A 24,042-nucleotide genomic window follows, 5' to 3' on the forward strand; every position below is an offset into this window, starting at 1 on the left:
GAGCACCCAGACATGTTCGAACGCCTCATCCGCTTCGCCATCGAGCAACGGTGGCTGGTTCTTTTCCTGACCCTGGGCGTGGCCGCCATCGGGGTCTACAACTATTCCCGGCTGGCCATCGACGCCGTGCCGGACATCACCAATGTGCAGGTGCAGATCAACGTCGGCGCACCCGGCTATTCGCCGCTGGAAACCGAGCAGCGCATCACCTATCCCATCGAGACCGTCATGGCCGGCCTGCCGGGCCTGCAGCAGACGCGCTCGCTGTCGCGCTACGGCCTGTCGCAGGTGACGGTGATTTTCAAGGACGGCACCGACATCTACTTCGCGCGCCAACTGGTCAACCAGCGCCTGCAGGAAGCCAAGGAAAGCCTGCCCGAAGGCATCACGCCGACCATGGGGCCTATTTCCACAGGCCTGGGCGAAATCTACCTGTGGACGGTCGAGGCAGAACCCGGCGCCAGGAAGGAAGACGGCTCGCCCTACACCCCCACCGACCTGCGCGAGATCCAGGACTGGGTCATCAAGCCGCAACTGCGCAACATTCCCGGCGTGACCGAGATCAACTCGATCGGCGGCTTCGCCAAGGAATACCAGGTGGCGCCGAACACCGAACGGCTGGCGTCGTACGGGCTGTCGCTGACCGACATCATGACGGCGCTGAACCGCAACAACGCCAACGTCGGCGCGGGCTACATCGAACGCAAGGGTGAGCAGTACCTGATCCGCGCGCCGGGCCAGGTACGCTCGATCGACGACATCAAGGACGTGGTGCTGACCACCGTGGACGGCCAGGCCATCCGCATCCGCGACGTGGCGGAAGTGGCCATCGGGCGTGAACTGCGCACCGGCGCGGCCACCGACAACGGCCAGGAAGTGGTGCTGGGCACGGTATTCATGCTGATCGGCGAAAACAGCCGTTCGGTATCGCTGGCGGTGTCGTCCCGCATCGACGCCATCAACAAGACGCTGCCGCCCGGCGTGCAGGCCGTGACCGTCTACGACCGCAGCAACCTCATCGACAAGGCCATCGCCACGGTCAAGAAGAACCTGCTGGAAGGTGCCGCCCTGGTAGTCGTGATCCTGTTCCTGTTCCTGGGCAACATCCGCGCGGCGCTGATCACGGCGATGGTCATTCCGCTATCTATGCTGTTCACCTTCACGGGCATGGTCACCTACAAAGTCAGCGCCAACCTGATGAGCCTGGGTGCGCTGGACTTCGGCATCATCGTCGACGGCGCGGTGGTGATCGTCGAGAACTGCGTGCGGCGCTTGAGCCATGCGCAGGAACATCATCGCCGGCCCCTGACGCGCGGCGAACGCTTCCACGAGGTCTTCGCCGCGGCGCGCGAAGCCCGCCGCCCGCTGCTGTTCGGCCAGTTGATCATCATGGTGGTGTACCTGCCCATCTTCGCGCTCAGCGGCGTGGAAGGGCGCATGTTCCATCCCATGGCATTGACCGTGGTGCTGGCGCTGCTGGGTGCGATGATCCTGTCAGTCACCTTCGTCCCGGCGGCGGTGGCGCTGTTCATCGGCAAGAAGGTCTCGGAAAAGGAAAACCGCCTGATGACCTGGGCCAAGCGCCGCTACGAACCCCTGCTGGACCTGGCGCTGCGCCGCACCCCGATCGTGCTGGCGGGCGCGGCCCTGTTCGTGGTGCTGTGCGGCGTGGTGGCCTCGCGCATGGGCAGCGAGTTCATTCCCAACCTGAACGAAGGCGACATCGCCATCCAGGCGCTGCGCATTCCCGGCACCAGCCTGTCGCAATCGCTCGAGATGCAAAAGCAGATCGAGACGCGGCTGAAGGCCAAGTTCCCCGAGATCGAGCGCGTGTTCGCCCGCACCGGCACGGCCGAGATCGCGTCCGACCCGATGCCGCCGAACATCTCGGACGGCTACATCATGCTCAAGCCGAAGGACCAGTGGCCCGAGCCGCGCAAGACCTCGGCCCAGCTGCTGCAGGCCATCCAGGAAGAAGCGGCCCAGGTGCCGGGCAACAACTATGAGTTCTCGCAACCGATCCAGCTGCGCTTCAACGAACTGATCTCCGGGGTGCGCAGCGACGTGGCGGTGAAGATCTTCGGCGACGACAACGACGTGCTGAACAAGTCCGCGGCCGAAGTCGCCGAAGTCCTGCAGGCCATACCCGGCGCATCCGAAGTCAAGGTCGAACAGACCACCGGCCTGCCGGTGCTGACCGTGAACATCGACCGTGCCCGCGCCGCCCGCTACGGCCTCAGCCTGGCCGATGTGCAGGACACGCTCACCATCGCCATCGGCGGGCGCGAAGCCGGCACCTTCTTCCAGGGGGACCGCCGCTTCGACATCGTGGTGCGCCTGCCGGAAGCCGTGCGGGAAAGCATCCCCGCGCTGCGCAAGCTGCCCATCGCCTTGCCCAAGACGGACGCGCAGGCCCAGACCTCATATATCCCCTTGTCCGAAGTCGCCACCTTCGACCTGGCGCCGGGGCCGAACCAGATCTCGCGCGAAGACGGCAAGCGCCGCATCGTGGTCAGCGCCAACGTGCGCGGCCGCGACCTGGGCTCGTTCGTGGCCGATGCCGAGGCCGCGTTGGCCGAGAAGATCAAAGTGCCGTCCGGCTACTGGACCGCCTGGGGCGGCACGTTCGAACAACTGCAGTCCGCCGCCCAGCGCCTGCAGATCGTGGTGCCCGCGGCACTGCTGCTGGTGTTCGGCCTGCTGTTCGCCATGTTCGGCAACATCAAGGACGGCCTGATCGTCTTCACCGGCATTCCGTTCGCGTTGACGGGCGGCGTGCTGTCGTTGTGGCTGCGCGGCATTCCCCTGTCCATCACCGCCGCGGTCGGCTTCATTGCGCTGTGCGGCGTGGCGGTGCTGAACGGCCTGGTGATGCTGTCGTTCATCAGCGGCCTGCGTGACGAAGGCAAGCCGCTGGACCAGGCGGTGCGCATCGGCGCGCTGACGCGGCTGCGCCCCGTGCTGATGACCGCGCTGGTGGCCTCGCTGGGCTTCGTGCCCATGGCGATCGCCACCGGCACCGGCGCCGAGGTGCAGCGGCCGCTGGCCACCGTGGTGATCGGCGGCATCATCTCGTCGACCATCCTGACCCTGCTGGTGCTGCCTGCGCTGTATCGCCTGGTGCACCGCAAGGACGCCGACGAACTTGAATTGGCCCAGGCCCTGGCGCGGCAATCCTCGGAACCCGCCACGCCGGCTGCCGGCCCGGCCTCTCTGTAGTCGATCTCGGAAGACTTCACACCATGCGTCCCTATCCTGACATCCCGACCCTGCCGCGCGCCCAGCCGCGCCCGGTGCAGGTGTCCATCATCATTCCCTTCCTGAACGAGCGCGAAGTGCTGCCCCTCTGCCACGCCCGGCTGCGGCAGGTGCTGGACACGCTGGGCGAATCCTGGGAAATCGTGTTCGTCGACGACGGCAGCCGCGACGGCAGCGCGGAATACCTGGCCAGCCTGATGGCATTCGAGCCGGGCTTGAAGCTGGTGCGGCTGAGCCGCAACTTCGGCAAGGAAGCCGCGATGACCGCGGGCATCCGCCACGCCTCGGGCGCCGCGGTGATCCTGCTGGACGCCGACCTGCAGGACCCGCCCGAGCTGATCCCCGAGATGGTGCGGGCCTGGCGCGAAGGCGCCGACGTGGTCGGCATGCGGCGGCGCAGCCGGGCTGGCGAAAGCTGGGCCAAGCGCGCATCCGCCTATGCCTACTACCGCTTGCTGAGCCGGCTGAGCCGCGCCGAGATTCCGCCGGACACGGGCGACTTCCGCCTGATGAGCCGGCGCGCCGTGGACGCGCTGCTGCAGCTGCCCGAACGCTGCCGCTACATGAAGGGCCTGTACGCCTGGATCGGCATGCCCACCCGATTCATCGACTACGACCGCGCCCCGCGCGCCGCCGGCACCACCAAGTGGAACTACTTCGCGCTGTTCCGCCTGGCGATGGAAGGCATCACCTCGTTTTCCACCGCGCCGCTGCGCTGGGCCACCACGGCCGGCGTGGTCGCGGCCCTGCTCGGTGCGCTGTTCGGTATCATCATCATCGGCAAGACACTGCTCTTCGGCGCCGAGGTCGACGGCTACCCGTCGTTGATGGCCATGATCACCTTCCTGAGCGGCATCCAGCTGATCACCATCGGGCTGTTGGGCGAATACGTGGGCAAGACCTACCTGGAAACCAAGCAACGCCCGGTCTATCTGGTGCGTGATGTTCAACACAGCGCCGTCGCGGCCATGCCGCTGGCCAATGCCGCCAAGGGTCCGCATGCGGTTAACTTCTAAAGGCCTGCTGCTGGGCCTTGTGGCCATCCTGGCCGCACGCCTGTTCGCGATGGCGCTCATGCCTTTCGCGGACACGTCCGAGCCGCGCTATGCCGAGATCGCGCGCCTGATGGCCGTATCGGGCGACTGGATCACGCCCTGGTTCGAGCCCGGCGTGCCGTTCTGGGGCAAGCCGCCGCTGGCCTTCTGGGCACAGGCGCTGTCCATCCAGCTGTTCGGCCTGTCTGAATTCGCGGTCCGCCTGCCGTCCTGGCTGGCGATGCTGGGCGTGCTGGCGCTGGTGCATGCCTGCGGCCGGCGGCTGCATGGCGAGCAAGCCGCGCGCTGGGCCACGCTGGTGTTTGCCACCATGCTGCTGCCGTTCGCCAGCGCGGGCGCGGTGCTGACCGATCCTTTCCTGGCGCTGGGCATGACGCTGTCGATGGTGTCGTTCCTGCTGACCCCCACCGAGCCGCGACCCCTGTGGCGCTACGGCTTTTTCGTCGGCCTGGCCATCGGCCTGCTGGCCAAGGGGCCGTTGACGCTGGTGCTGGTGGCCGGCGCCCTCGTGCCCTGGATGCTCTGGCACCGCAATGCGCGCGCCTGCCTGCGGGCGCTGCCCTGGGCCGGCGGCACGGCATTGATGTTGATGCTGACGCTGCCCTGGTACATCGCCGCGGAGATCAAGACGCCGGGGTTCTTCCAGTACTTCATCGTCGGTGAACACCTGCTGCGGTTCATCGACCCCGGCTGGGAAGGCGACCGCTATGGCTCGGCCCACCAGCGCCCCTACGGCAGCATCTGGCTGGATTGGCTGTTGGCGACCCTGCCGTGGGGCGTGGCGTGGCTGGGCATGGCGCTATGGCCGCGCAAGCATGCGCCATTGCGCCAGCGCGTGGCGGCGGCGGTGCGCGATCCCGCCCAGACCTACCTGATGGCCTGGGCGCTAGTCACGCCGGCCTTCTTCACGCTGTCGGGCAACATCCTGTGGACGTACGTGCTGCCGGCGCTGCCGCCCGTCGCCCTCGCCACGGGCCTGCTGGCCAGCCGCTGGCAGGGCGTGCGCCCGCTGCGCCTGGCGGTCGCGGCGATGCTGCTGACGCCCGCTGCCGCGCTGGCGCTGGGCGTCCTGGCCTGGGCAGAGCCCACCCGCTACAAGACAGAAAAGCAGCTGGTCCAGCAAGCCGATGCCATGCGCGGCGACGATCCGTTCTATTTCGTCGGCAGCCGGCCGTTTTCCGCCCGTTATTACTCGCGCGGCGCCGTCGGGCTGGTCGAATTCCCGGCGCTGGATGGCGTGCTGCCCAAAGCGGGGGACACGGTCTATCTGGCGGTCGCCAAGAACCGCGCCAACGAATTGCTGGCTTCGTGGCCGGGCGTGGTCACGCCCTTGTATGTCAGCCGGCGCTATGCGTTGCTGAAGGTCGAAGGCGCGCCGCGCTGACGGCCCCGCCCACCGCGTGATATACCTGTGCCGCGTGCGCAGCGCCTGTCTGCCAGGCCTCGCGCGCGCCGCACACCAGGAGAGCCCCGCATGTCCACCACCGCCACCTTGAACGCCGCCGCCGCGGCGCCCCGCCGCATGACCGCCCCGGCCTTTCGCGCACGCAAGCGCGCCGAGCCCCTGGTCATGCTCACCGCCTACACCGCGCGCATGGCCGAGCTGCTGGATCCGCACTGCGACGCGCTGCTGGTGGGCGACAGCCTGGCACAAACCATCTACGGCCTGCCTTCCACGGTGCCGGTCACGCTGGACATGATGATCGCGCATGGCGCGGCCGTGGTGCGCGGCTCGCGCCAGGCGCTGGTCGTGGTCGACATGCCGTTCGGCAGCTACGAAGAAAGCCCCGAACAGGCCTTTCGGTCGGCTGCCCGCGTCATGAAGGAAACCGGCGCGGGCGCCATCAAGCTCGAAGGCGGCCAGGCCATGGCGCCGACCATCGCGTACCTGTCGGCGCGCGGCATTCCCGTCATGGCGCATATCGGCCTGACGCCGCAGGCCGTCAACATCCTGGGCGGCTACGGCGCGCGCGGACGCGGCGAAGCCGAATACGCCCGTATTGCCGCTGATGCCACGGCGGTGGCCGACGCCGGTGCGTTCTCGGTCGTGATCGAAGGCGTGGTCGAATCGCTGGCGCAGGCCATCACCACGGCCATTGCATGCCCCACCATCGGCATCGGCGCATCGGTCGATTGCGACGGCCAGGTGCTGGTCGTGGACGACATGCTGGGCATGTTCGAACGCACCGCGCGCTTCGTCAAACGCTACGACAATCTGGCCGACCGCATCCAGGCCGCCGCGCGCAACTACGCCGACGACGTGCGCGCCCGCCGCTTCCCGCAAGCCGAACACCTGTATTGACGCGACTATGGGGCCGGATCCGGCCCCGTTCGCGTGGGTGGCTGGCGTTTGTGGCTAGAATCAGGGCATTGCCTTGCCCAGCGTAGCCGCCCATGACTCCCCCCCGCCACGATTCTCCCCAATTGCAGGACGCCATCGCGGATGCGATCAGCACCGCCACGCGCGGCGCGGGCCGCGTCAACATCCTGGTGGCCGGCAAGACGGGCGTGGGCAAGAGCACGCTGATCAATGCCGTCTTTCGCGGCGACCTGGCCAAGACCGGCGCAGGCAAGCCCGTCACGCAGACGACCCAGGAATTCTCGCGGCCCGGCCATCCGCTCACCATCATCGACACCCGCGGGCTGGAAGTGGGCGACTACGCGCGGTCGCGCCAGCAACTGGCCGACTTGATCCGCGAGCGCTCGCTGGCCGAAGACCAGGACCGCCACCTGCATGTGGCCTGGCTCTGCATCCAGGACAGCAGCCACCGCGTCGAAGACGCCGAAATCGAACTGTGTGCGCTGCTGGCCGATGCCGGCATCCCGGTCATCACCGTGCTCACCAAGGCCCGCAAGAACAGCCCCTTCCTGCAGGAAGCCGAAAGGCTGCTGCCGCGCGCCCGGCAGGTGGTCGCGGTACGCGCACTGCCCGAACGCATCGAGGAACTGGACGCGGACCTGCCGCCGATGGGCTTGGACGCGCTTATCGAAGCCACGGCGCAATACATCCCCGAATCGCAGCAGCGGGCCTACGCCAATGCGCTGTCGACCCGCAACAAGAAGGCCCTGGAAGTAAAAAAAAAGCGGGCTGAGATAGAAGTGAACGTCGCGGCCGGCCTGGCCGCCTCCGCCGCCGCCGCGCCGATTCCCTTTTCGGACGCGGTCGCGCTGGTGCCGATCCAGGTGGGCATGATCGCCAAGATCGGCATCACGTTCGGCATGGAACTGAACACGGCCGCCATCAGCACGCTCGTCACCTCGACGCTGGGCGCCTCGGCCGCCACGCTGGTGGGGCGGTCGGTCGTGTCCGGCCTGCTCAAGTTCATTCCCGGCGCGGGCAGCGCGGTGGGCGGCACCATCGCCGCCACCACGGCCGGCGCCATTACCAAGCTGCTGGGCAACGCCTATATCGCGGTGTTGTACGACTTCTGCCAGAAGCATCCTGGCCAGGACATCGACATCGCCATGATCACGCAGGCCCTGAAGCAACGCGTGAAACTCTGACGGCGCCAGCAGGCCCGTCCTGCAACGATTCGACTCAATGCGCCAAGATTGGCAAGGAACGGCCTTTTCTCGCGGCGCCGGTAAATAATCGCGGCGACGCGACGTAAACGTATTGCCGCGAATCCCGCCATACCCCGCTCATACCAATGATCATCGACAACTCCGACGTCATGTACCGGCACCTCGTGCAAGGTGTCATCGACTATGCCATCTACATGCTCAACCCCGACGGCACCGTCGCCAACTGGAATGCCGGGGCCGAGCGCGCCAAGGGCTACACGCGGGACGAGATCGTGGGCAAGCACTTCTCGTGCTTCTACAGCCCGGCCGACCAGGCCGCCGGCGTGCCGGGCAAGGGCTTGGAAATTGCTCGCAGCCAGGGCCGTTTCGAAGCCGAGGGCTGGCGCATGCGCAAGGACGGCACGCCGTTCTGGGCGCACGTGGTGATCGACGCCATCCACGACGATGCCGGCGCCCTGATGGGGTTCGCCAAAATCACCCGCGACTGCACCGAGCGCCGTGAACGCGAATTGCAGCTGCTGCGCGCCAAGGACCTGGCCGAGCGCTACAACAGCGAGCTGACCTCGCTGTCGAGCTTCCTGGAAGCCGTGGTCTCGCACATCCCTTCGTGCGTGCTGGTGCTGGACGCCGTCTCGCGCCGCATCCTGCTGGCCAACCGCCAGGCTGAAACGGTGTTCGGCGGCACGCGCGAACACATGCAGGGCAAGACGGTAGAGGAATGCCTGCCGCCCGCCGTGCACGAGTTCTTCGAACGCCTGACCAACGATGCCCTGCGCTCGGACGGCGCATTGCGCGAAGCCGGCCAGGAAGAACTGGTCACCGGACGCGGCCCGCGCACGCTGCGCAGCAAGACGCTGGTGTTTCACAGCAGCGACCCACGTTCGCGCTACGTGCTGCTGATCGCCGATGACATCACCGACGAAAACGCCGCCCATGCCCAGGTTCGCTACATGGCGCATCACGACACGCTGACCGGCATCCCCAACCGGCGCCTGTTCCGCGAACAGCTGCTCAAGGCGTTGAACCCCGACAGCCGCGACCGCACCGCTGCTGTGCTGTGCCTGGACCTGGACAATTTCAAGAGCGTCAACGACACGCTGGGCCACCAGTACGGCGACGAACTGCTGCGCCAACTGGCCCGCCGCCTGGCCAAGAACCTGCGAGAGCAGGACACGCTGGCCCGCCTGGGCGGCGATGAATTCGCGGTGGTGCTGCCCGGCATCGAGAAAACCGACGACCTGCGCCAGATGGCGCAGCGCCTGATCGACGCGGTACGCGAGCCCTTCCAGGTGGACGGCCACACGGTGCCGGTCAGCGTCAGCATCGGCATTGCCACGGCCAGCGCGCAAGAGTGCGGCGCCGATCACCTGCTGCGCTATGCCGACATGGCGCTGTACGAGGCCAAACGCAACGGCCGCAACTGCCTGGCGTTCTTCCAGCCCGAAATGGAGGCCGCCGCGCTCAAGCGCCACGAAATGGAAATGGACCTGCGCCAGGCCATCCTGTCGCACCAGCTGCACCTGCACTACCAACCCATCAAGGACATCAGCCACGTGCGCACGGTGGGGCGCGAAGCGCTGATGCGCTGGCAGCACCCGGTCAAGGGCCTGATCATGCCCAACGACTTCATCCCCATTGCCGAGGAAACCGGGCTGATCCACGAACTGGGCGCCTTCACGCTGCACGAAGCCTGCCGCGAAGCCATGACCTGGGACGCGCACGAGACCGTGGCGGTGAACCTGTCGGCCACCCAGTTCACCAACAACGCGCTGGTCTCGCTGGTGGAATCGGCCCTGGCCACTTCGGGCCTGGCCGCCCATCGGCTGGAACTGGAAATCACCGAATCGGTGCTGCTCGCCAACTCCGAGACCAACCTGAACACCTTGAACCGGCTCAAGCAATTGGGCGTGAAGGTGGCGCTGGACGATTTCGGCACGGGCTACTCATCGCTGGGCTATCTGCGCAGCTTCGAGTTCGACAAGATCAAGATCGACAAGTCGTTCACCCAGGACGTCGAATCCAGCAAGGAAGCGCTGGCGATCATCCGCGCCATCAATGGCATCGGCCGCAGCCTGGATATCCCGACCACGGCCGAAGGCGTAGAAACCGAAGCCCAGCTGGAACGCCTGACGCAGGAAGGCTGCTCGCACTTCCAGGGCTACCTCTTGGGCCGACCGGTGTCGCACGAGGCGCCCGAAGCGCCCCCCGCGACCTAGTCCCTGAGCACCGCCTGGTTGGCCCGGGCCGCGGCCTGCGCGGCAGCCTGGCGGCCACGGACGAGTTCGAACAGATTCTTCGGATCGGCCAGGCGCGGCGCCACTTCGACGCGTGCGCCGATGCCGTGCTTGACCGCGCTGTCGCGCAGCCAGCGCAGCGCCGAGAAGTCTTCCAGCGCGAAGCCCACCGAATCGAACACCGTGATTTCCTGCGCGTCGCGGCGGCCGGCGCTTTGGCCGGTCAACACGCGCCACAATTCGGTCACGGCGAAGTCCGCCGGCATCTGTTGCAGATCGCCTTCGATGCGGGTCTGCGGCTCGTATTCGACGAATACCGAGCCGGCGCGCAGCACGTCCGCATGCAGCTCGGTCTTGCCGGGGCAGTCGCCGCCCACCGCGTTGATGTGCATGCCCGGCTCGACCATGTCGGCCGTCAGGATGGTGGCGTAGGCTTTGTCGGCCGTCACGGTGGTGACGATGTCCACGCCCTTGACCGCGGCGGCGGTGCTGTCGAAACGTCGCAGGTGCAGGCCCGTCACACCCGCCAGGTTGCGTTCCAGCTTGTCGGTCGCGGCCGGGTCCACGTCGTACAGGTGCAGCGTGTCGATGCCCAGGATGTGGTGGAATGCCAGCGCCTGGAATTCGCTTTGCGCGCCGTTGCCGATCAGCGCCATGGTGCGCGAACCGGGGCGCGCCAGGGCGCGGGCGGCCAAAGCCGATGTGGCTGCGGTGCGCAGCGCGGTGGTCAGCGTCAGTTCGCTGATGAGCAGCGGTTCGCCGGTATGGACCTGCGCCAATGCGCCAAACGCCATCACGGTGCTCAGGCCCGTCAGCGGATTGCCCGGGTGGCCGTTGACGTACTTGAAGCTGTACAGGTCGCTGTCGGCGGTGGGCATCAATTCGATCACGCCGGTATCGGAATGGCTGGCCACGCGGGCGCTTTTGTCGAACTCCTGCCAGCGCAGGTAATCGGCCAGCAGATAGTCCAGCATGTCTTCGAAGACCTTGCGCGGGCCCTGTGCGGCCACGATCTTCGCGACGTCGGTGGTGGTGAGCAATGTCGTCATTATTTTCCCCTGTTGTATCGGTAGGGAAATTCTGGCCGATGGGCAGGTCAATGCCTAGCGCCCACTTTCCACACAAAACGTCAGGAACCTGCCATTGTGGCAACCGCCAATGCCACTTGTCGCAATTCGGCCCTGCAACGGGCCTGAAACGGCGCTATTTGGCCTTCTGGCCGGTTCTGGCTTTCGGATCTGCGCCTACCTTGGCCTGCTTGAGGCTTTCGCACAGCTCGGCCGGCAGGTATTCGCGCATGGTCTCGATAAACCTGCGCAGGCGGGCCGGCTGCAACCGCGACGGCGCGTAGACCAGGTGCACGGGCAACGACGCCGCCTGCCACTCGGGCGCCAGCAGCACCAATTGGCCGCTGGCCAACTCATCGCGCAGCGCCCATGCCGACGCAATGCCCACCCCCAGGCCCAGCACCGCGGCCTTGCGCAAGGCGTACAGGCCATCGGTGGACAGGCGCGGCTGGATATCGAAACGCGCCACTTCGCCGGTTTGCGTATGCCGCAGGCAGACTTCGTCGCGATAGAAGGTGCGCAGCGCCAGCCAGGGCAGGCGGGCCAGCTCGGCCGGGTGCTGCGGCACGGGGCCGCCCGCCAGCAATGACGGCGCCGCCATCACGCTGCGCGGCACTTCACCCAGCTTGACCGCCACGACAGAGGGGTCCGACACCGGCCCGACCTTGATTGCACAATCGATGTTTTCCGCCACGAAATCCGGCACCCGGTCATGTAGCAGCCATTCCACGCGCATGCCCGGATACTGCTGCAGGTACTTGGCCAGGGGCTCCATGAACTGGTTCTGCCCGAACGCATGCGGGGCCACCACCCGCAATGTGCCGGCCAACTCCTCGCCCGCGCCCCGCACGTCGCTTTCGAACGATTGCCAGGTAGCCATCAGCGCCTTGGCGCGTTCATAGCAGCGCTGGCCGTCGTCGGTCAGCCGGATGGCGTGGGTCGAACGCTGCAACAGGCGCACCCCCAGCGTCCGTTCCAGCAATTGCAGCCGGCGGCTGACCGTGGGCTGGGTGGCGCTCAGCTGCAGGGCGGCGGCCGACAGGCTGCCGGCCTCGACGATGCGCACGAAGGTTTCGACCAGCAGCATGCGGTCGGTGCCGGTCGCCGAGGCGAGCGCGGGGGCAGGATCGGGTTTGGTCATACGCCCATCGTATAACGGATCTACTCCGGCGACGGCTACCCAAGGTGTCCGCGGGCGAGCAGAATCTGCGCCATTCGCACGTTGCAGTGCATCATTCCGAACGGATTCCCCCATGCCCCCCGACGCTCACGCCCATCCCGCTCCCCAGGAGCTTTCCGCCCGTCTCGTGCTGCTGCTGGCCATTGGCGCCGGCCTGGCGGTCGCCTCGCTGTATTACAACCAGCCCATGCTCGGCATCCTGGGCGCGGACCTGCACGCCAGCGCTGCCGAACTGGGCTGGATTCCCACGCTGACGCAGCTTGGTTATGCGTTTGGCATATTGACGCTGGCGCCGCTGGGCGACCGCTACAACCGCAAGCGCATCGTGCTGATGAAGGTCGCCGCCCTGGCCGCGGCCCTGTTGCTGGCCGGTGTGGCGCCGTCGGCCGGCGTGTTGCTGGCGGCCAGCTTCACCATCGGTCTGTCGGCCACCCTGGCGCAGGACATCGTGCCCGCCGCCGCCACGCTGGCGCCTCCGGCCCATCGCGGCCGCATCGTCGGCACGGTCATGACCGGCCTGCTGCTGGGCATCCTGCTGTCGCGGGTGATCAGCGGCCTGGTTGCCGAGCAGCTGGGCTGGCGCGCCATGTTCCTGGCGGCCGCCGTGTCCATCCTGGCGCTGGGCGGGGCCCTGTGGCGCGGGCTGCCCGCCTTTGCGCCGACGACCCAATTGCCCTACACCGAACTGCTGCGTTCGCTGGGCAGGCTATGGCGCCAGCACGGCGAGCTGCGCCGCGCCGCCATCGCGCAAGGGCTGCTGTCGCTGGGCTTCAGTGCGTTCTGGTCGACGCTGGCCGTCATGCTGCATGGCGCGCCGTACCACCTGGGCTCGGCCGCGGCCGGCGCCTTTGGCCTGGCCGGCGCCGCGGGCGCCCTGGCCGCCCCGCTGGCCGGGCGCCATGCCGACCGGCGCGGCCCGCACGCCGTCAGCCGCCTGGGCGCCGCGCTGACCGCCTTGTCTTTCGCCGTCATGGCGCTGCTGCCGCTGCTGTCGCCGCAGTCCGGCCTATGGCTGCTGGCGGCCAGCACCATCGGCTTTGACCTGGGCATCCAGGTGGCGCTGATCGCGCACCAGAGCATCGTCTACGGCATCGACCCCGCCGCCCGCAGCCGCTTGAACGCGGTGCTGATGGTCAGCGTGTTCATCGGCATGGCGGCTGGCGGCGCGCTGGGCAGCCTGGCGCTGGCCAACTGGGGCTGGCTGGGGGTGACGGGGGTGGCCACGTTGGCGGCGAGCGGTGCGCTGTTGCTGCGCGTGCTGCCGGGCCGGCTGCGCCTGCGCCGCCGCGCCGATTGCCCGGCGTGATGCAGGGCTGACGCCGAACCGCAAAAAAAGGCCGTCAGCACTGCGATGCAGCGCTGACGGCCCGATTCGGCCGGATGACGATCGAAATCAAACTTCCGGCTGGTTGATCTGCGAGGCGTCGATGATTTCCGCCACCAGCACGGTGTCCGGGCCGTGCAGGAAATACTCCGACTCGGCCGGCTCGCGCAGTTTCATGTAGCTGGTTTCACCGATCTGCATCGTGTGGCCCGCGGCCAGCTCGGCGCCGCTATCCAGCAGGTAAGCCATGATGTTGTTGAACATGCCGGAATACAACTCGCCCTCGTGGTGGCCTTCGGCCAGCGCGGCGAAATCCGGCAGTCCGAATGCGTCGGCGCCATAGGTGCGCATCCAGACGCCTTCCGTGCCCTCGACCTCGTACTTCACGAAGCCGCAGTACAGCATGGTCAGCGGCAGCGAGCGCAAGACGTCCAGGCTTTCGTCGCCCATGGATTCACGTGTGAATACGCCAGCCGGCAACGAGGTGTGCGCATGCTCGTTCAGCACCGCCACCGCGTTGAAGTCCGACAACGCGCCGGCCACTGCGGCCAGCGCCACGTACTGTTCCAGCGTGTCTTCCTCGAAGCCCGTGTAGTACAGCAGTACATGGCTGACTTGCGCACGTACCTGGGCCTTGACATCCGCGGGATAGTGCGCCGGCGCCACGCAGGCTTCGATTGATTCCTGTGGATAGGGCAAATTGAAACCCAGCAGCCGCACGACATGCTTGCCCCAGCCAACCATGGCGAACAGGTCGGGCAGGTCGGGTTCGATCTCGGCGCGGGCCTGGCGCATATCCGGGTGATAGGCGCGCAGTGCGGTGGTCAGCGCATCGTTCGTCAACGCCAGCGGGGCGCTGAACACCACTTGCAGGCTGACCGAATGCTCGATGGCCGGATTCGCGGTCAGTGCGGCGGCGGCAGGAGATTCATTGCGGCCGAAAAAACGGGAGATGAGACTCATGGAGGGGGAGCAGACCTGTCCGGAGAAAGCGGGGATGCTATCAAGCGCGGGCAAAAAGCTGACTGACAATGTGCAACAAAAATCGGCTACGCGAAACGGGACGTTCGATGTGGCGCGAAATCAGGCCTCATTTCACGCCACCCCGATCATGTCGCGCCCTGGCACGTCACCTCGATTCACTTCAATTCGCGCGTCGCGCCGATCACTCGCAGCGTCGGCATCAACTGGCGCCAGGCATCCTTCGGAATCGACTCGGGCCGCTTCAGTTCGGCTGCCGCCGGATCATCCAGCCGTTCGCCCTTGCAGGCGAACACGATGCTGTTGGTCATGTCGTCGTCCACCACCTCGAACATCGACGCGCCGAACGAGGCCCGCACCCGATCCAGATAGTCGCGGTGATTCGGATGGTTCAGGTGGAAATTGATCACCAGAATGCCGTCGTCGCGCAGCGCCTCGTAGCAGTCGGCGTAGAACTCGGCCGAACACAGGGCATCGGGAATGCCCGAGTCCCCGAATCCATCCAGCAGCAGCACGTCGGCCGCATCCCGCAAGCCGCGCAGATGATCGGCTGCGTCGGCCTGCACCACCCGGAAGCGGGCATCGTCGCGCGGCACCAGGAACGCGTCGCGCAGTGCGATCACGCCGGAGTCGATTTCCACCACCTCGATGCGCGAACGCGCCAGGTAGCGGTAGCAGAACTTGGCCAGCGAGCCGCCGCCCAGGCCCACCATCAGGATGTCGGCCGGGGCGGGCGTGAACAGCACGAAGCCCATCATCATCCGCGTGTACTCGAGGTCGAGCGCATCCGGATTGAGCGTGGACATGCGGCTCTGGATGACTTTTTCCGAGAAATGCAGGGTCCGGGTGGTGCCGGATTCCTGGATGAAGGGGCGCAGCGGCGGCTCGCCGCTGGCACCAGACGGTTGGGAGGGTTCGGGCAAGGAAGGGGACGGATCGTGTCGGGACATGGACGCAGAAGATACCACCTCCAGGATATCCGCCTGAAAGCAGGCCGCCCAGGCGCTGGATGGCGGCGCCCAGGTAGCAGTGTCGGCCTGACCCATCACGCCTTGAACGTGACCCACGGCTTGAGCCGCGCCACCGACCGGATCAGCCCCGCCTCTTCCTGCGCTTGCAGGACGGGGCCGATCGGCTTGTAGGCGTGCGGCGCCTCTTCGATGCGGCGCTCTTCGCGCAGCGTCACGCATTGCCAGGTGCCCGGCGAGGTCTCGTGCCGCGTCCGGCGCACTTCCTGCCGGCGCATGCTGCGGCCCGCACCATGGCTGCATGACCACAGCCAATCCGCATTGCCCAGGCCCGTCGCCACGAAACTGAAATCGCCCATCGATCCGGGAATCAAGGCCAGGTCGCCGGCCCGCGCGGGCGTCGCGCCCTTGCGGTGGATGTTCAGCCCCTGCTCGCGCAGCACCACGTTATGCGGCACGTCCACGACCAGGCGCGAGCGCATGCCACCGATCGTGGCGTCCAGCGCCTGGCGCACCATCTCGCCCAGCACCATGCGGTTGGCCTAGGCGTAGCGGGCCGCCGTGCCCATGGCCTGCAGGTATTCCTGCGCCAGGGCGCCAGACAACCCATACAGCTTGCTGTCCGGGTGCTTCAGCCCTTTGGGCCACTCGGCGCGCGCGCGGTCCATCCAGCGCGCCCCCACGTGAAAGCCCACGTCTCGCGAACCCGTGTGGATCATGACGACGACGTCGCCCTTCACCAGGCCGGCCGCATAGGCCGCATGCCGGTCCAGCACCTCGTCAACGATCTGCAATTCCACGAAGTGATTGCCGCCGCCCGTCGTGCCCAGACCCGGGTCGCGGATGGTCTCGCGGCCATCCACCATGCCTTGCGGCGCATAGCGGGCCGCGCTGTCGAAATCCGACAGGCTGACGCACTGCGCCAGTTCGGCGTGCAACTGATCGCGCTGCACACCCGCCCACAGGCCGTCGGCCGCAAGGCTATCGAGAAACGCATCCGGGCTGTCGTCGAACAGCGCCTTGAACGCCTTGCTGGGCACCGGCACGTTGCGGCCGTTTTCCAGCAGCACGCGCGTCAGCCGGCGTATCAGTTCCGCCTTGAAGGGTTCGACCGCCGTGTGCGCCAGACCGGTGGTCAGCAAACGCATGCCGCAGTTGATGTCCGTGCCGACCGCCGCCGGAATGACGAAGCCGCTGTCGGTCGCCACCACGGTGCCCACCGGCGCGATGCTGCCCGGATGGAAATCCGGCGTTGCACACGCTTTGCAGACGCCATGGCCGGCATCGGGCGAACGCACCGACGCAAAGGCAAGCAGTTGATGTACGGCCTTTTCCTCGAGGGGAAGCGCCGCGGGGAGAAGAACAGACGCTTGCGCCTGTTCATTGCTCAGGTGGTACACGCCATGCTGGTGTTCCACCTGGATGCCCTGCCGTTTCAGGGCGGATTTCAAACGGGAGATGTTCTTCACTTTCGCTGCCATCAAACAGGTACAGAAAGGCCTCCGTGTTCCGGAAGGCGTTGTACCCCCAGCAGCAGCGCCAGGAGGAGGCCGAAGTGTACAGAGGGTTCCGCGTCCGTGCGAGAAACGCGGCGTGACGCGTTGCGAAGCCGCAACGCGCCGGCCGCCGCCGCTACCCCAGCGCGTCGATCCGCCGCAGCGCGCGCGTGCCCGCCTTGGACACCTGAATGTGCGGATGCGCCTGGCACAGCGCCGCGACCGCGCGCAGCGCCCACGATGGTCGCCTTTCGATCGCCATCGCCACCGCTTCACCCAGAAAGAAATCGTCATCCCGCGCCAGCGTTTCCAGCAACGCCAGATCGCCCAGGTCCAGCGACGGGATCACTGTCAGCACCACGTCCCCACCTGATTCCTGTTGCAGCAGTTCGCGGATCAGGCCGCTCAACGGCGGCTGGCCATCCACGAGCGGAGAGAGCTCGGGATGCAGTTCCTCCACCTCCCGCTCTTGCTCGCCCGCCAGGCGCGCCGCCGCGACAAAGTCCGCCAGGGAATCGAACACCACGCGGCTGTCGCCGTCGTGGGTCAGATACAACACGCGGCCCGTCAACGGCGCCCGGGCCAGCAGCAGATGGTGATTGCTGGTCTCGGGGTCATCGAGTACCTGCCCTTGCAGCAGGTCGACCACCGGATGACCCCGCATGGCCTCGGTCAGGTCTATGGCCCGGTCGCGCGGCAGCAAACCCAGCGCGGCAAAGCCCGGGGCATCGATCGCGGCGAAATACTCGTCCAGGGTCACGGCGTCCGTCCTGTGAGGAAAAACCGACTGTAACCCCGGGCACCGACATCCCGTAGGTGAAAAACCTAAGTGACACGGCTGTCCGGCTCCTCTTATAAAGTCCATATTATGAACAATTGACCACATAAAGGACACGCATGCCGCTAGACAGCCGCGACGAACAGCCCCTGATGCCGTACCAGTACCCCAATCCGTCCGACGCCCTGCCCGAAATCGTGGTGCCCAGCGCGATCCCGGACGACGAACGCGTCTGGGTGCCGCAGGCCGAGAACGTCTGGTTCCGCCCGCTCTGTCTGAACGCCAGCCAGGGCTACTGGACCAACCTGCTGCGCGTGCGCAAGACCGGCGTGCTCAGCCGCCACCGCCACCCGCAGGCGGTGCACGGCTTCGTGCTCAAGGGCCGCTGGCGCTACCTGGAACACGACTGGGAAGCCACGGAAGGCAGCTATGTCTTCGAACCCCCCGGCGAAACCCACACCCTGTACGTGCCGCCTGATGTCGAAGAAATGATCACGTTCTTCCAGGTCAACGGCGTCATGTACTACACCGACCCGTGGGGCAAGGGCATGGGCTACGAAGACGTCTTCACCAAGATCGACATGTGCCGCAAGCACTACGAAGCCGTCGGCCTGGGCATCGACTACGTGCAGCAGTTCATCCGATGACGGCGGTGGCAGACACCCGCGCCCGCTACGACTTCCGCGGCCACGTCGTGGTGGTGACGGGCGGCGCGGCCGGCATCGGCGCGGACATCGTCCAGTACCTGCACGACAGCGGCGCCGCCACCGTCGCCTGGGACCTGGCGCCCTGTCGCAACGACCCGGCGGCGCACAGCCTGCGGGTCGACGTCACCGACCCGGCCAGCATCGACGCCGCGGTACGCGATGGGGTCGGCCGGTACGGCCGCATCGACGCCCTGGTCAACAGCGCCGGCTTTGCCGGCTCGACCGTGCCATTGGATGCCTACGACCCCGACGAATGGCGCCGCATCATCGACGTGAACCTGGTTGGCCTCTTCAACGTCTGCCGCGCCGTGGTGCCGGTGATGCGCGCGGCGCAGCACGGCCGCATCGTCAACATCGCCTCGCTGGCCGGCAAAGAGGGCACGCCCAACGCATCCGCCTACAGCGCAGCCAAGGCCGGCGTCATCGCGCTGACCAAATCGCTGGGCAAGGAACTGGCGGGCAGCGGCGTGCTGGTCAATGCCGTGGCGCCCGCGGCCGTCAAGACCCAGTTGCTGGAACAGATGGACCCCAGCCACGTGGAAACCATGATCGCCAAGAGCCCGCTGCGCCGGCTGGGCGAACCGCGCGAGGTGACCGAACTGGTCGCATGGCTCTGCTCGGCATCGTGCAGCTTCAACACCGGCGCGGTATTCGACCTGTCGGGAGGACGCGCCACCTACTGACCGCGGCACCTGCATAAAAAAAACCCAAGGAGACAACGCATGAAACCTCTTACGACTGCCGCGCTTGCGCGGTGCATGATCGGCGCCGCGCTCGGCCTGGCCGCGTTCGGCGCCCAGGCCCAGAACGCGGCCTACCCCGCGCGCGCCATCGAACTGGTGGTGCCCTTTGCGGCTGGCGGCGGCACCGACGCCATGGCTCGCGCCTTCGCCGACGCGGCCCGCAACCACCTGCCGCAAACCGTGGTGGTGCTGAACAAGCCCGGCGCCTCCGGCGGCATCGGCTTTGCCGAAGTGGCCGGCGCACGGCCAGACGGCTACAAGCTGGGCCTGGTCACCGCCGACCTGGCCATCATTCCGCACCCGGGCATCAGCAAGACCACCTACGACAAGTTCGTGCCGGTGGCGCAGCTGAACGCCGACCCATCCGCCATCACCGTGCGCGCCGATTCGCCGCACACCACCATCGAAGGCTTCATCGAAGCGGCCAGGAAAGACAAGGCCGGCCTGCAGATCGGCAACGCCGGCACGGGCTCGATCTGGCATCTGGCCACCGCCGCGTTTGAAGACAAGATCGGCGCCAAGTTCAACCACATCCCCTTCAACGGCGCCAACCCCGCCGTGCTAGCGCTGCTGGGCGGCCACATCGACGCCGTGGCCGTCAGCCCCGCCGAGGTCGCCGCCTACGTCACGGCCGGCAAGCTGAAGATGCTGGCCGTCATGGCCGACCAGCGCGTGCCCGGCTTCGAGAACGTGCCCACGCTGAAGGAACGTAATATCGACCTGTCCATCGGCACCTGGCGCGGCATTGCCGCCCCGCTGGGCACGCCGCCGCAGATCATCGCGCAGCTGCAATCCGCGGCCGCCAAGATCGCAGAAGAACCGGCCTTCCGGCAGACCCTGGAAAAGCAGAACCTGGGCTACCGCTATGCCGATTCCGCCGGCTTCGAAGCCACCATGCGGCGTGACGACGCGACCTTCAAGGCGCTGATCGACAAGCTGGCCCTGCGCCAGCAATAACCCGGCGGATCACGCTGCAACCCGGGGCGCGGCCTGGCTGCGCCCCGCACCTTTGGAGAGACAAGACATGGATCTGGGCATACAAGGCAAATCGGCGTTGGTGTGCGGCGCCAGCAAGGGCCTGGGCTATGGCTGCGCGCTGGCGCTGGTGCGCGAAGGCGTGCACGTGCTGATCGTGGCGCGCGGCGCCGATGCCCTGCAGGCGGCCGAACGCCAGCTCAAAGCGGCAGCCGCCCACGGCGCCCAGGTGCGCGCCATCGCCGCCGACATCACCACCGAAGCCGGCCGCGCGGCGGTCTTCGGCGTGCAGCGCGACTTCGACATCGTCGTCACCAACGCTGGCGGTCCGCCCCCTGGCGACTTCCGCGACTGGGACCGCGACGCCTGGATCAAGGCCGTCGATGCCAACATGCTCACGCCCATCGAACTGATCAAGGCCACCGTCGACGCCATGGCCGAACGCGGCTTCGGGCGCATCGTCAACATCACCTCCAGTTCCGTGAAAGCGCCCATCGACGTCCTGGGCCTGTCCAACGGCGCACGCAGCGGCCTGACCGGCTTCGTGGCCGGCGTGGCCCGCAGCAGCCTGGCCGCCCGCGGCGTCACGATCAACAACCTGCTGCCCGGCGCCTTCGCCACCGACCGCCTGAACGCCACGCTGGCCGCCACCGCCGCCAAGACCGGCCGCGACGCCGATGCGCTGCGCGAGGCCCGCCAGCAGGCCATTCCCGCAGGTCGCTTCGGCAACGCCGAAGAATTCGGCGCCATCTGCGCCTTCCTGTGCAGCACCCAGGCCGCCTACATCACCGGACAGAACCTGCTGGCCGACGGCGGCGCCTACCCCGGCACCTACTGAACTCCATGACCTACCAACCTGATCTCTTCCAAGGCAAGACCGCGCTGGTCACCGGCGCCACCCAGGGCATCGGCGCCGCCATCGCCAATCAGTTGCACGCGCTGGGCGCCCGCGTCGTCGCCACCGGCCTGGATGCGGGCGACGGCTCGCTGGCGTCCGGCGTGCGCGTCGAACTGGCCGACTCCAGCAAGCAGCAGGACGTCGACCGCCTGTTCGGCACGCTGGACCGCTTGGACATCCTGGTGAACTGCGCCGGCATCATCCGCCGCAACGCCGAACACGACCTGGACGTGTTCGAACAGGTGCTGGCCGTGAACCTGACCGGCACCATGCGCACCTGCGCCGCGGCGCGCCCGCTGCTGGCCAGGCAAGGCGGCGTCATCGTCAATACCGCATCAATGTTGAGCTTCTTCGGCGGCGCGTTGGTGCCGGCGTACTCGGCCAGCAAGGGCGGGGTCGCGCAGCTGACCAAGTCGCTGGCGCTGGCCTATGCGGCCGAGAACATCCGGGTCAACGCCGTCGCGCCAGGTTGGATCGCCACCCCGCTCACGCAGGCGCTGCAAGACGATCCCGCGCGTTCCGGCCCGATCCTGCAACGCACCGCATTGGGACGCTGGGGCCTGCCGGCAGACGTGGCCCGTGCGGCGGTATTCCTGTGTTCGCCCGCGGCCGGCTTCATCACCGGCCATATCCTGCCGGTCGACGGCGGCTATCTGGCGGCTTGACGCAGGCCAGAGGTCGGGATGGCCGGCCTCAGGGCGCTTCGGCGCTGTACGAGGCCGGCGTGTCCTGCAACAGCCGCGAGATCGACCGGCACGCCTCCAGCAGCGGCGCCACGTACTTGCGCTGCACGTCCTCTTCCTGGCGGAACAGCAACGTGCTCACGCTGATGCAGGCCACCGGCGCGCCTAGCTTGCCGAAGATCGGCGCGCCAAAGCACCGGATGCCCGCTTCCTGCTCTTCGTCGTCAATGGCCCAGCCCCGCTCGCGGTACCGCTCCAGCTGCGTGCGCAGCGCGGCCACGTCGGTCAGCGTCTGCGGCGTGAAGACCTTCCAGGGCTGCGGCAATTCGCGCAGCAATTGCTCGCGCGGCGCTTCGTCCAGAAAGGCCAGATAGGCCTTGCCCACCGAACTCGAATGCATCGCCACGCTGGTGCCCACGCGCGACGTCATGCGCACCGCCTTCGGGCTTTCCAGCTTTTCGATATAGACCATCTGGTCCGCATTGGGCACCGCCAGGTGCACCGTCTCGCCCGTGATGTCGCGCAAGCGCGTCAGGTCCGCCATCGCCAGCAGGCGCAGGTCCGACCGCTTCCAGCTGCGATTGGCCAGCTGGATCAGCCGCGGCCCCAGTTCCAGCCGCCCCGACACCACGCTCTCGGACAACAGGCCTTCGGCAATCAGCGCATACACCGTGCGGTACACGGTGGGACGCGGATAGCCGGACACCTTGCACAACTCGGCCACGGTCATCGCCGTATCGCGGTCTGCCACCAGCTGCAGCAGATGCACGAACTTGGAGAACGCGGCGGTGCCCGCCACCTGGGCGGTGGCGGGCATGGCGGTGGAATCAACTACTGAACCAGGGGGTCGCAAAGCCTATCAGCCTCTTGATTTACATAGGACTGCAGAATTAGACACCTGAATTCGCGCTCTGCGCGTTTCCCTGATCGACCTGACCTTCAACCAACCAGTGCGGGCCATGGCCGTTATGCAAGGGCTCACCGTACAGACAAATATCTAAGACACTGTTTTTATTGACTTTTGGGCGATTTAGGTCAAATATACGAAAACCGCCCAAATTTCTTATAAATCATCTACTTATGAAAAAAACTGCATTCCAGGAGGTGCCAGAGGACAAGCTCAAGCAGATCATCGACGCGCAGCAACTCTACGCCAGCTATCGCTCTGCCTTCGAAGAGGCAAAGAAATATCAGGCGCGTCTGACCTGGGAAAAGTCGGGCGGCACGGACTACCTGATCAGTGCGCGCCATGACCGCGGCGTCCGCCAACGTAAAAGCCTAGGTCCTCGCAGCGACAAAACCGAAGAAATTCATCGAATCCACACCGAGCGCTCGGAAGCCAGCCGCCAACGCTTGAGCTCGCTGACGGCCAAGTTGGACAAGCAGTTGAAAATCAATCGAGCCTTACGGCTTGGTGATGTACCTCCGCCCGTCACCAAGGTCTTGGCTCAAATTGAAGCCGCCGGCTTGGCCAGGAAAATCATCACGATCGGAACGAACGCCATGTATGCCTACGCCACGGCAGCCAGCGTCACCTTCGCTGATGCCATCATGGCCACCCAGGATCTGGACCTGCTCTGGGACAGCCGGTCGACGCTGAAAATCGTCAGCCCGGATCCAAAGGGGCTGCTGGGCATCATTCAGCGCGCGGACGCGTCTTTCGGCAAAATGGAAGACCGGCCTTTCACACTGATGAACAACGACGGCTACCAGGTCGACCTGATCAAACGCAATGAAGGCTACCAAAACTCGGAGCCCGGTCAGGTCTGGGCCAATGCCGAAGACTTCTGGGCCGTGAAAGTCCACAACATGGATTGGCTGCTGTCGGCGCCGAAGTTCGAGCAAGTGGTCATCAGCTCCAGCGGCGACATGGCGACCATGACAACAGTGGACCCGCGCGCGTTCGGCCTATTCAAGTTATGGCTGAGCGAACAGAGTGATCGAGAGGCCGGCAAACGGCGTCGGGACTATCTGCAAGCGACCGCGGTATTGACTCTGGTCGAAGCGTGGATGCCTCACCTATCCCTGGACGATATCAAGCCGATTCCTGAATGGATTCGAGCACGGGCTCGAGATCTGTAGCATCGCGATGTACTTGCCGTGAGAAAGCACTCCGCTCGACGAAGCTGGGTGATCCAGGCAGGTAAAACGACAGCGGCTACGAATTACC

19 protein-coding genes and 1 pseudogene are annotated in these 24,042 nt (G+C 66.6%); 13 read left to right on the forward strand and 7 right to left on the reverse strand.

Translation table 11 applies throughout. The features are described 5' to 3' along the window. The first annotated feature begins 12 nt into the window (after positions 1 to 12). The 6 genes from U858_RS0125030 to U858_RS0125055 all read left to right on the forward strand — a co-directional run bounded on the left by U858_RS0125030 (position 13) and on the right by U858_RS0125055 (position 10,054). Positions 13 to 3,219: a CusA/CzcA family heavy metal efflux RND transporter gene (locus tag U858_RS0125030; protein ID WP_025139871.1), complete on the forward strand. Its 3,207-nt coding sequence runs from the start codon at positions 13 to 15 to the stop codon at positions 3,217 to 3,219. A 23-nt stretch (positions 3,220 to 3,242) separates the two neighbouring features. Continuing rightward, positions 3,243 to 4,274, forward strand: coding sequence for a glycosyltransferase family 2 protein (locus U858_RS0125035; protein ID WP_025139872.1), 1,032 nt, complete (start codon positions 3,243 to 3,245; stop codon positions 4,272 to 4,274). Further along, entirely contained in the window at positions 4,258 to 5,697 is a 1,440-nt protein-coding gene (locus tag U858_RS0125040; RefSeq protein ID WP_025139873.1) for a glycosyltransferase family 39 protein, read from the forward strand. Before U858_RS0125035 ends, U858_RS0125040 begins: the two co-directional genes overlap by 17 nt. A gap of 90 nt (positions 5,698 to 5,787) precedes the next feature. Further along, positions 5,788 to 6,615, forward strand: a complete 828-nt coding sequence (gene panB, locus U858_RS0125045) for a 3-methyl-2-oxobutanoate hydroxymethyltransferase (RefSeq protein ID WP_025139874.1) — start codon at positions 5,788 to 5,790, stop codon at positions 6,613 to 6,615. A gap of 92 nt (positions 6,616 to 6,707) precedes the next feature. Then, complete coding sequence (locus tag U858_RS0125050; protein ID WP_025139875.1) at positions 6,708 to 7,817, forward strand: YcjF family protein; 1,110 nt, start codon at positions 6,708 to 6,710, stop codon at positions 7,815 to 7,817. Positions 7,818 to 7,963: 146 nt separating this feature from the next. Beyond that, entirely contained in the window at positions 7,964 to 10,054 is a 2,091-nt protein-coding gene (locus U858_RS0125055; RefSeq protein WP_025139876.1) for an EAL domain-containing protein, read from the forward strand. On the opposite strand, the gene U858_RS0125060 is transcribed toward U858_RS0125055, so the two are convergent. Continuing rightward, on the reverse strand, positions 10,051 to 11,121 hold the full coding sequence (locus tag U858_RS0125060; protein ID WP_025139877.1) for an ornithine cyclodeaminase: 1,071 nt from the start codon (positions 11,119 to 11,121) through the stop codon (positions 10,051 to 10,053). The genes U858_RS0125055 and U858_RS0125060 overlap by 4 nt on opposite strands. A 154-nt stretch (positions 11,122 to 11,275) precedes the next feature. Next, complete coding sequence (locus tag U858_RS0125065; RefSeq protein WP_025139878.1) at positions 11,276 to 12,280, reverse strand: LysR family transcriptional regulator; 1,005 nt, start codon at positions 12,278 to 12,280, stop codon at positions 11,276 to 11,278. Between the two features lie 112 nt (positions 12,281 to 12,392). Here U858_RS0125065 and U858_RS0125070 point away from each other — a divergent pair, with 112 nt between their 5' ends. Then, the gene (locus U858_RS0125070) at positions 12,393 to 13,625 is read left to right on the forward strand and encodes an MFS transporter (protein WP_025139879.1); all 1,233 of its coding nucleotides are present in this window, start codon (positions 12,393 to 12,395) and stop codon (positions 13,623 to 13,625) included. Between the two features lie 87 nt (positions 13,626 to 13,712). Here the strand turns inward: U858_RS0125070 and U858_RS0125075 are convergent, their stop codons facing one another. The 4 genes and pseudogenes from U858_RS0125075 to U858_RS0125090 all read right to left on the reverse strand — a co-directional run bounded on the left by U858_RS0125075 (position 13,713) and on the right by U858_RS0125090 (position 17,848). Then, on the reverse strand, positions 13,713 to 14,606 hold the full coding sequence (locus U858_RS0125075) for a DUF4261 domain-containing protein (RefSeq protein WP_025139880.1): 894 nt from the start codon (positions 14,604 to 14,606) through the stop codon (positions 13,713 to 13,715). A 176-nt stretch (positions 14,607 to 14,782) separates the two neighbouring features. After that, positions 14,783 to 15,574, reverse strand: a complete 792-nt coding sequence (locus tag U858_RS0125080; RefSeq protein WP_025139881.1) for a fused MFS/spermidine synthase — start codon at positions 15,572 to 15,574, stop codon at positions 14,783 to 14,785. 95 nt (positions 15,575 to 15,669) lie between these two features. Then, positions 15,670 to 17,073 (reverse strand): annotated as a pseudogene (locus tag U858_RS33950) (RtcB family protein). Positions 17,074 to 17,224: 151 nt separating this feature from the next. Further along, positions 17,225 to 17,848, reverse strand: coding sequence for a hypothetical protein (locus U858_RS0125090; protein WP_025139882.1), 624 nt, complete (start codon positions 17,846 to 17,848; stop codon positions 17,225 to 17,227). A gap of 137 nt (positions 17,849 to 17,985) precedes the next feature. Between U858_RS0125090 and U858_RS0125095 the strand changes: the two genes are divergently transcribed. The 5 genes from U858_RS0125095 (at position 17,986) to U858_RS0125115 (ending at position 21,854) form a co-directional block, all read left to right on the forward strand. After that, on the forward strand, positions 17,986 to 18,513 hold the full coding sequence (locus U858_RS0125095) for a 2,4'-dihydroxyacetophenone dioxygenase family protein (protein WP_025139883.1): 528 nt from the start codon (positions 17,986 to 17,988) through the stop codon (positions 18,511 to 18,513). Between the two features lie 5 nt (positions 18,514 to 18,518). After that, positions 18,519 to 19,256: an SDR family NAD(P)-dependent oxidoreductase gene (locus U858_RS0125100; RefSeq protein WP_025139884.1), complete on the forward strand. Its 738-nt coding sequence runs from the start codon at positions 18,519 to 18,521 to the stop codon at positions 19,254 to 19,256. Positions 19,257 to 19,295: 39 nt separating this feature from the next. Continuing rightward, the gene (locus U858_RS0125105) at positions 19,296 to 20,273 is read left to right on the forward strand and encodes a tripartite tricarboxylate transporter substrate binding protein (RefSeq protein ID WP_025139885.1); all 978 of its coding nucleotides are present in this window, start codon (positions 19,296 to 19,298) and stop codon (positions 20,271 to 20,273) included. 67 nt (positions 20,274 to 20,340) lie between these two features. Beyond that, positions 20,341 to 21,129 (forward strand): SDR family oxidoreductase, encoded by a 789-nt coding sequence (locus U858_RS0125110; RefSeq protein ID WP_025139886.1) that lies wholly within the window; start codon positions 20,341 to 20,343, stop codon positions 21,127 to 21,129. Positions 21,130 to 21,134: 5 nt separating this feature from the next. After that, a complete protein-coding gene (locus tag U858_RS0125115) occupies positions 21,135 to 21,854 on the forward strand; it encodes an SDR family NAD(P)-dependent oxidoreductase (protein ID WP_025139887.1) in 720 nt (239 codons plus the stop codon). A gap of 28 nt (positions 21,855 to 21,882) precedes the next feature. Here U858_RS0125115 and U858_RS0125120 read toward each other — a convergent pair whose 3' ends face one another. Next, complete coding sequence (locus U858_RS0125120) at positions 21,883 to 22,689, reverse strand: IclR family transcriptional regulator (protein WP_025139888.1); 807 nt, start codon at positions 22,687 to 22,689, stop codon at positions 21,883 to 21,885. A 263-nt stretch (positions 22,690 to 22,952) separates the two neighbouring features. On the opposite strand from U858_RS0125120, the gene U858_RS0125125 reads away from it, so the two are divergent. Then, positions 22,953 to 23,954 carry a nucleotidyltransferase domain-containing protein gene (locus U858_RS0125125; RefSeq protein WP_025139889.1) on the forward strand — a complete coding sequence of 334 codons (1,002 nt, stop codon included), beginning with the start codon at positions 22,953 to 22,955 and terminating at the stop codon, positions 23,952 to 23,954. Positions 23,955 to 24,042 lie beyond the last annotated feature (88 nt).

The sequence above is a fragment of the Achromobacter sp. DH1f genome (assembly GCF_000633435.1).
GTDB lineage: Bacteria > Pseudomonadota > Gammaproteobacteria > Burkholderiales > Burkholderiaceae_B > Achromobacter > Achromobacter deleyi.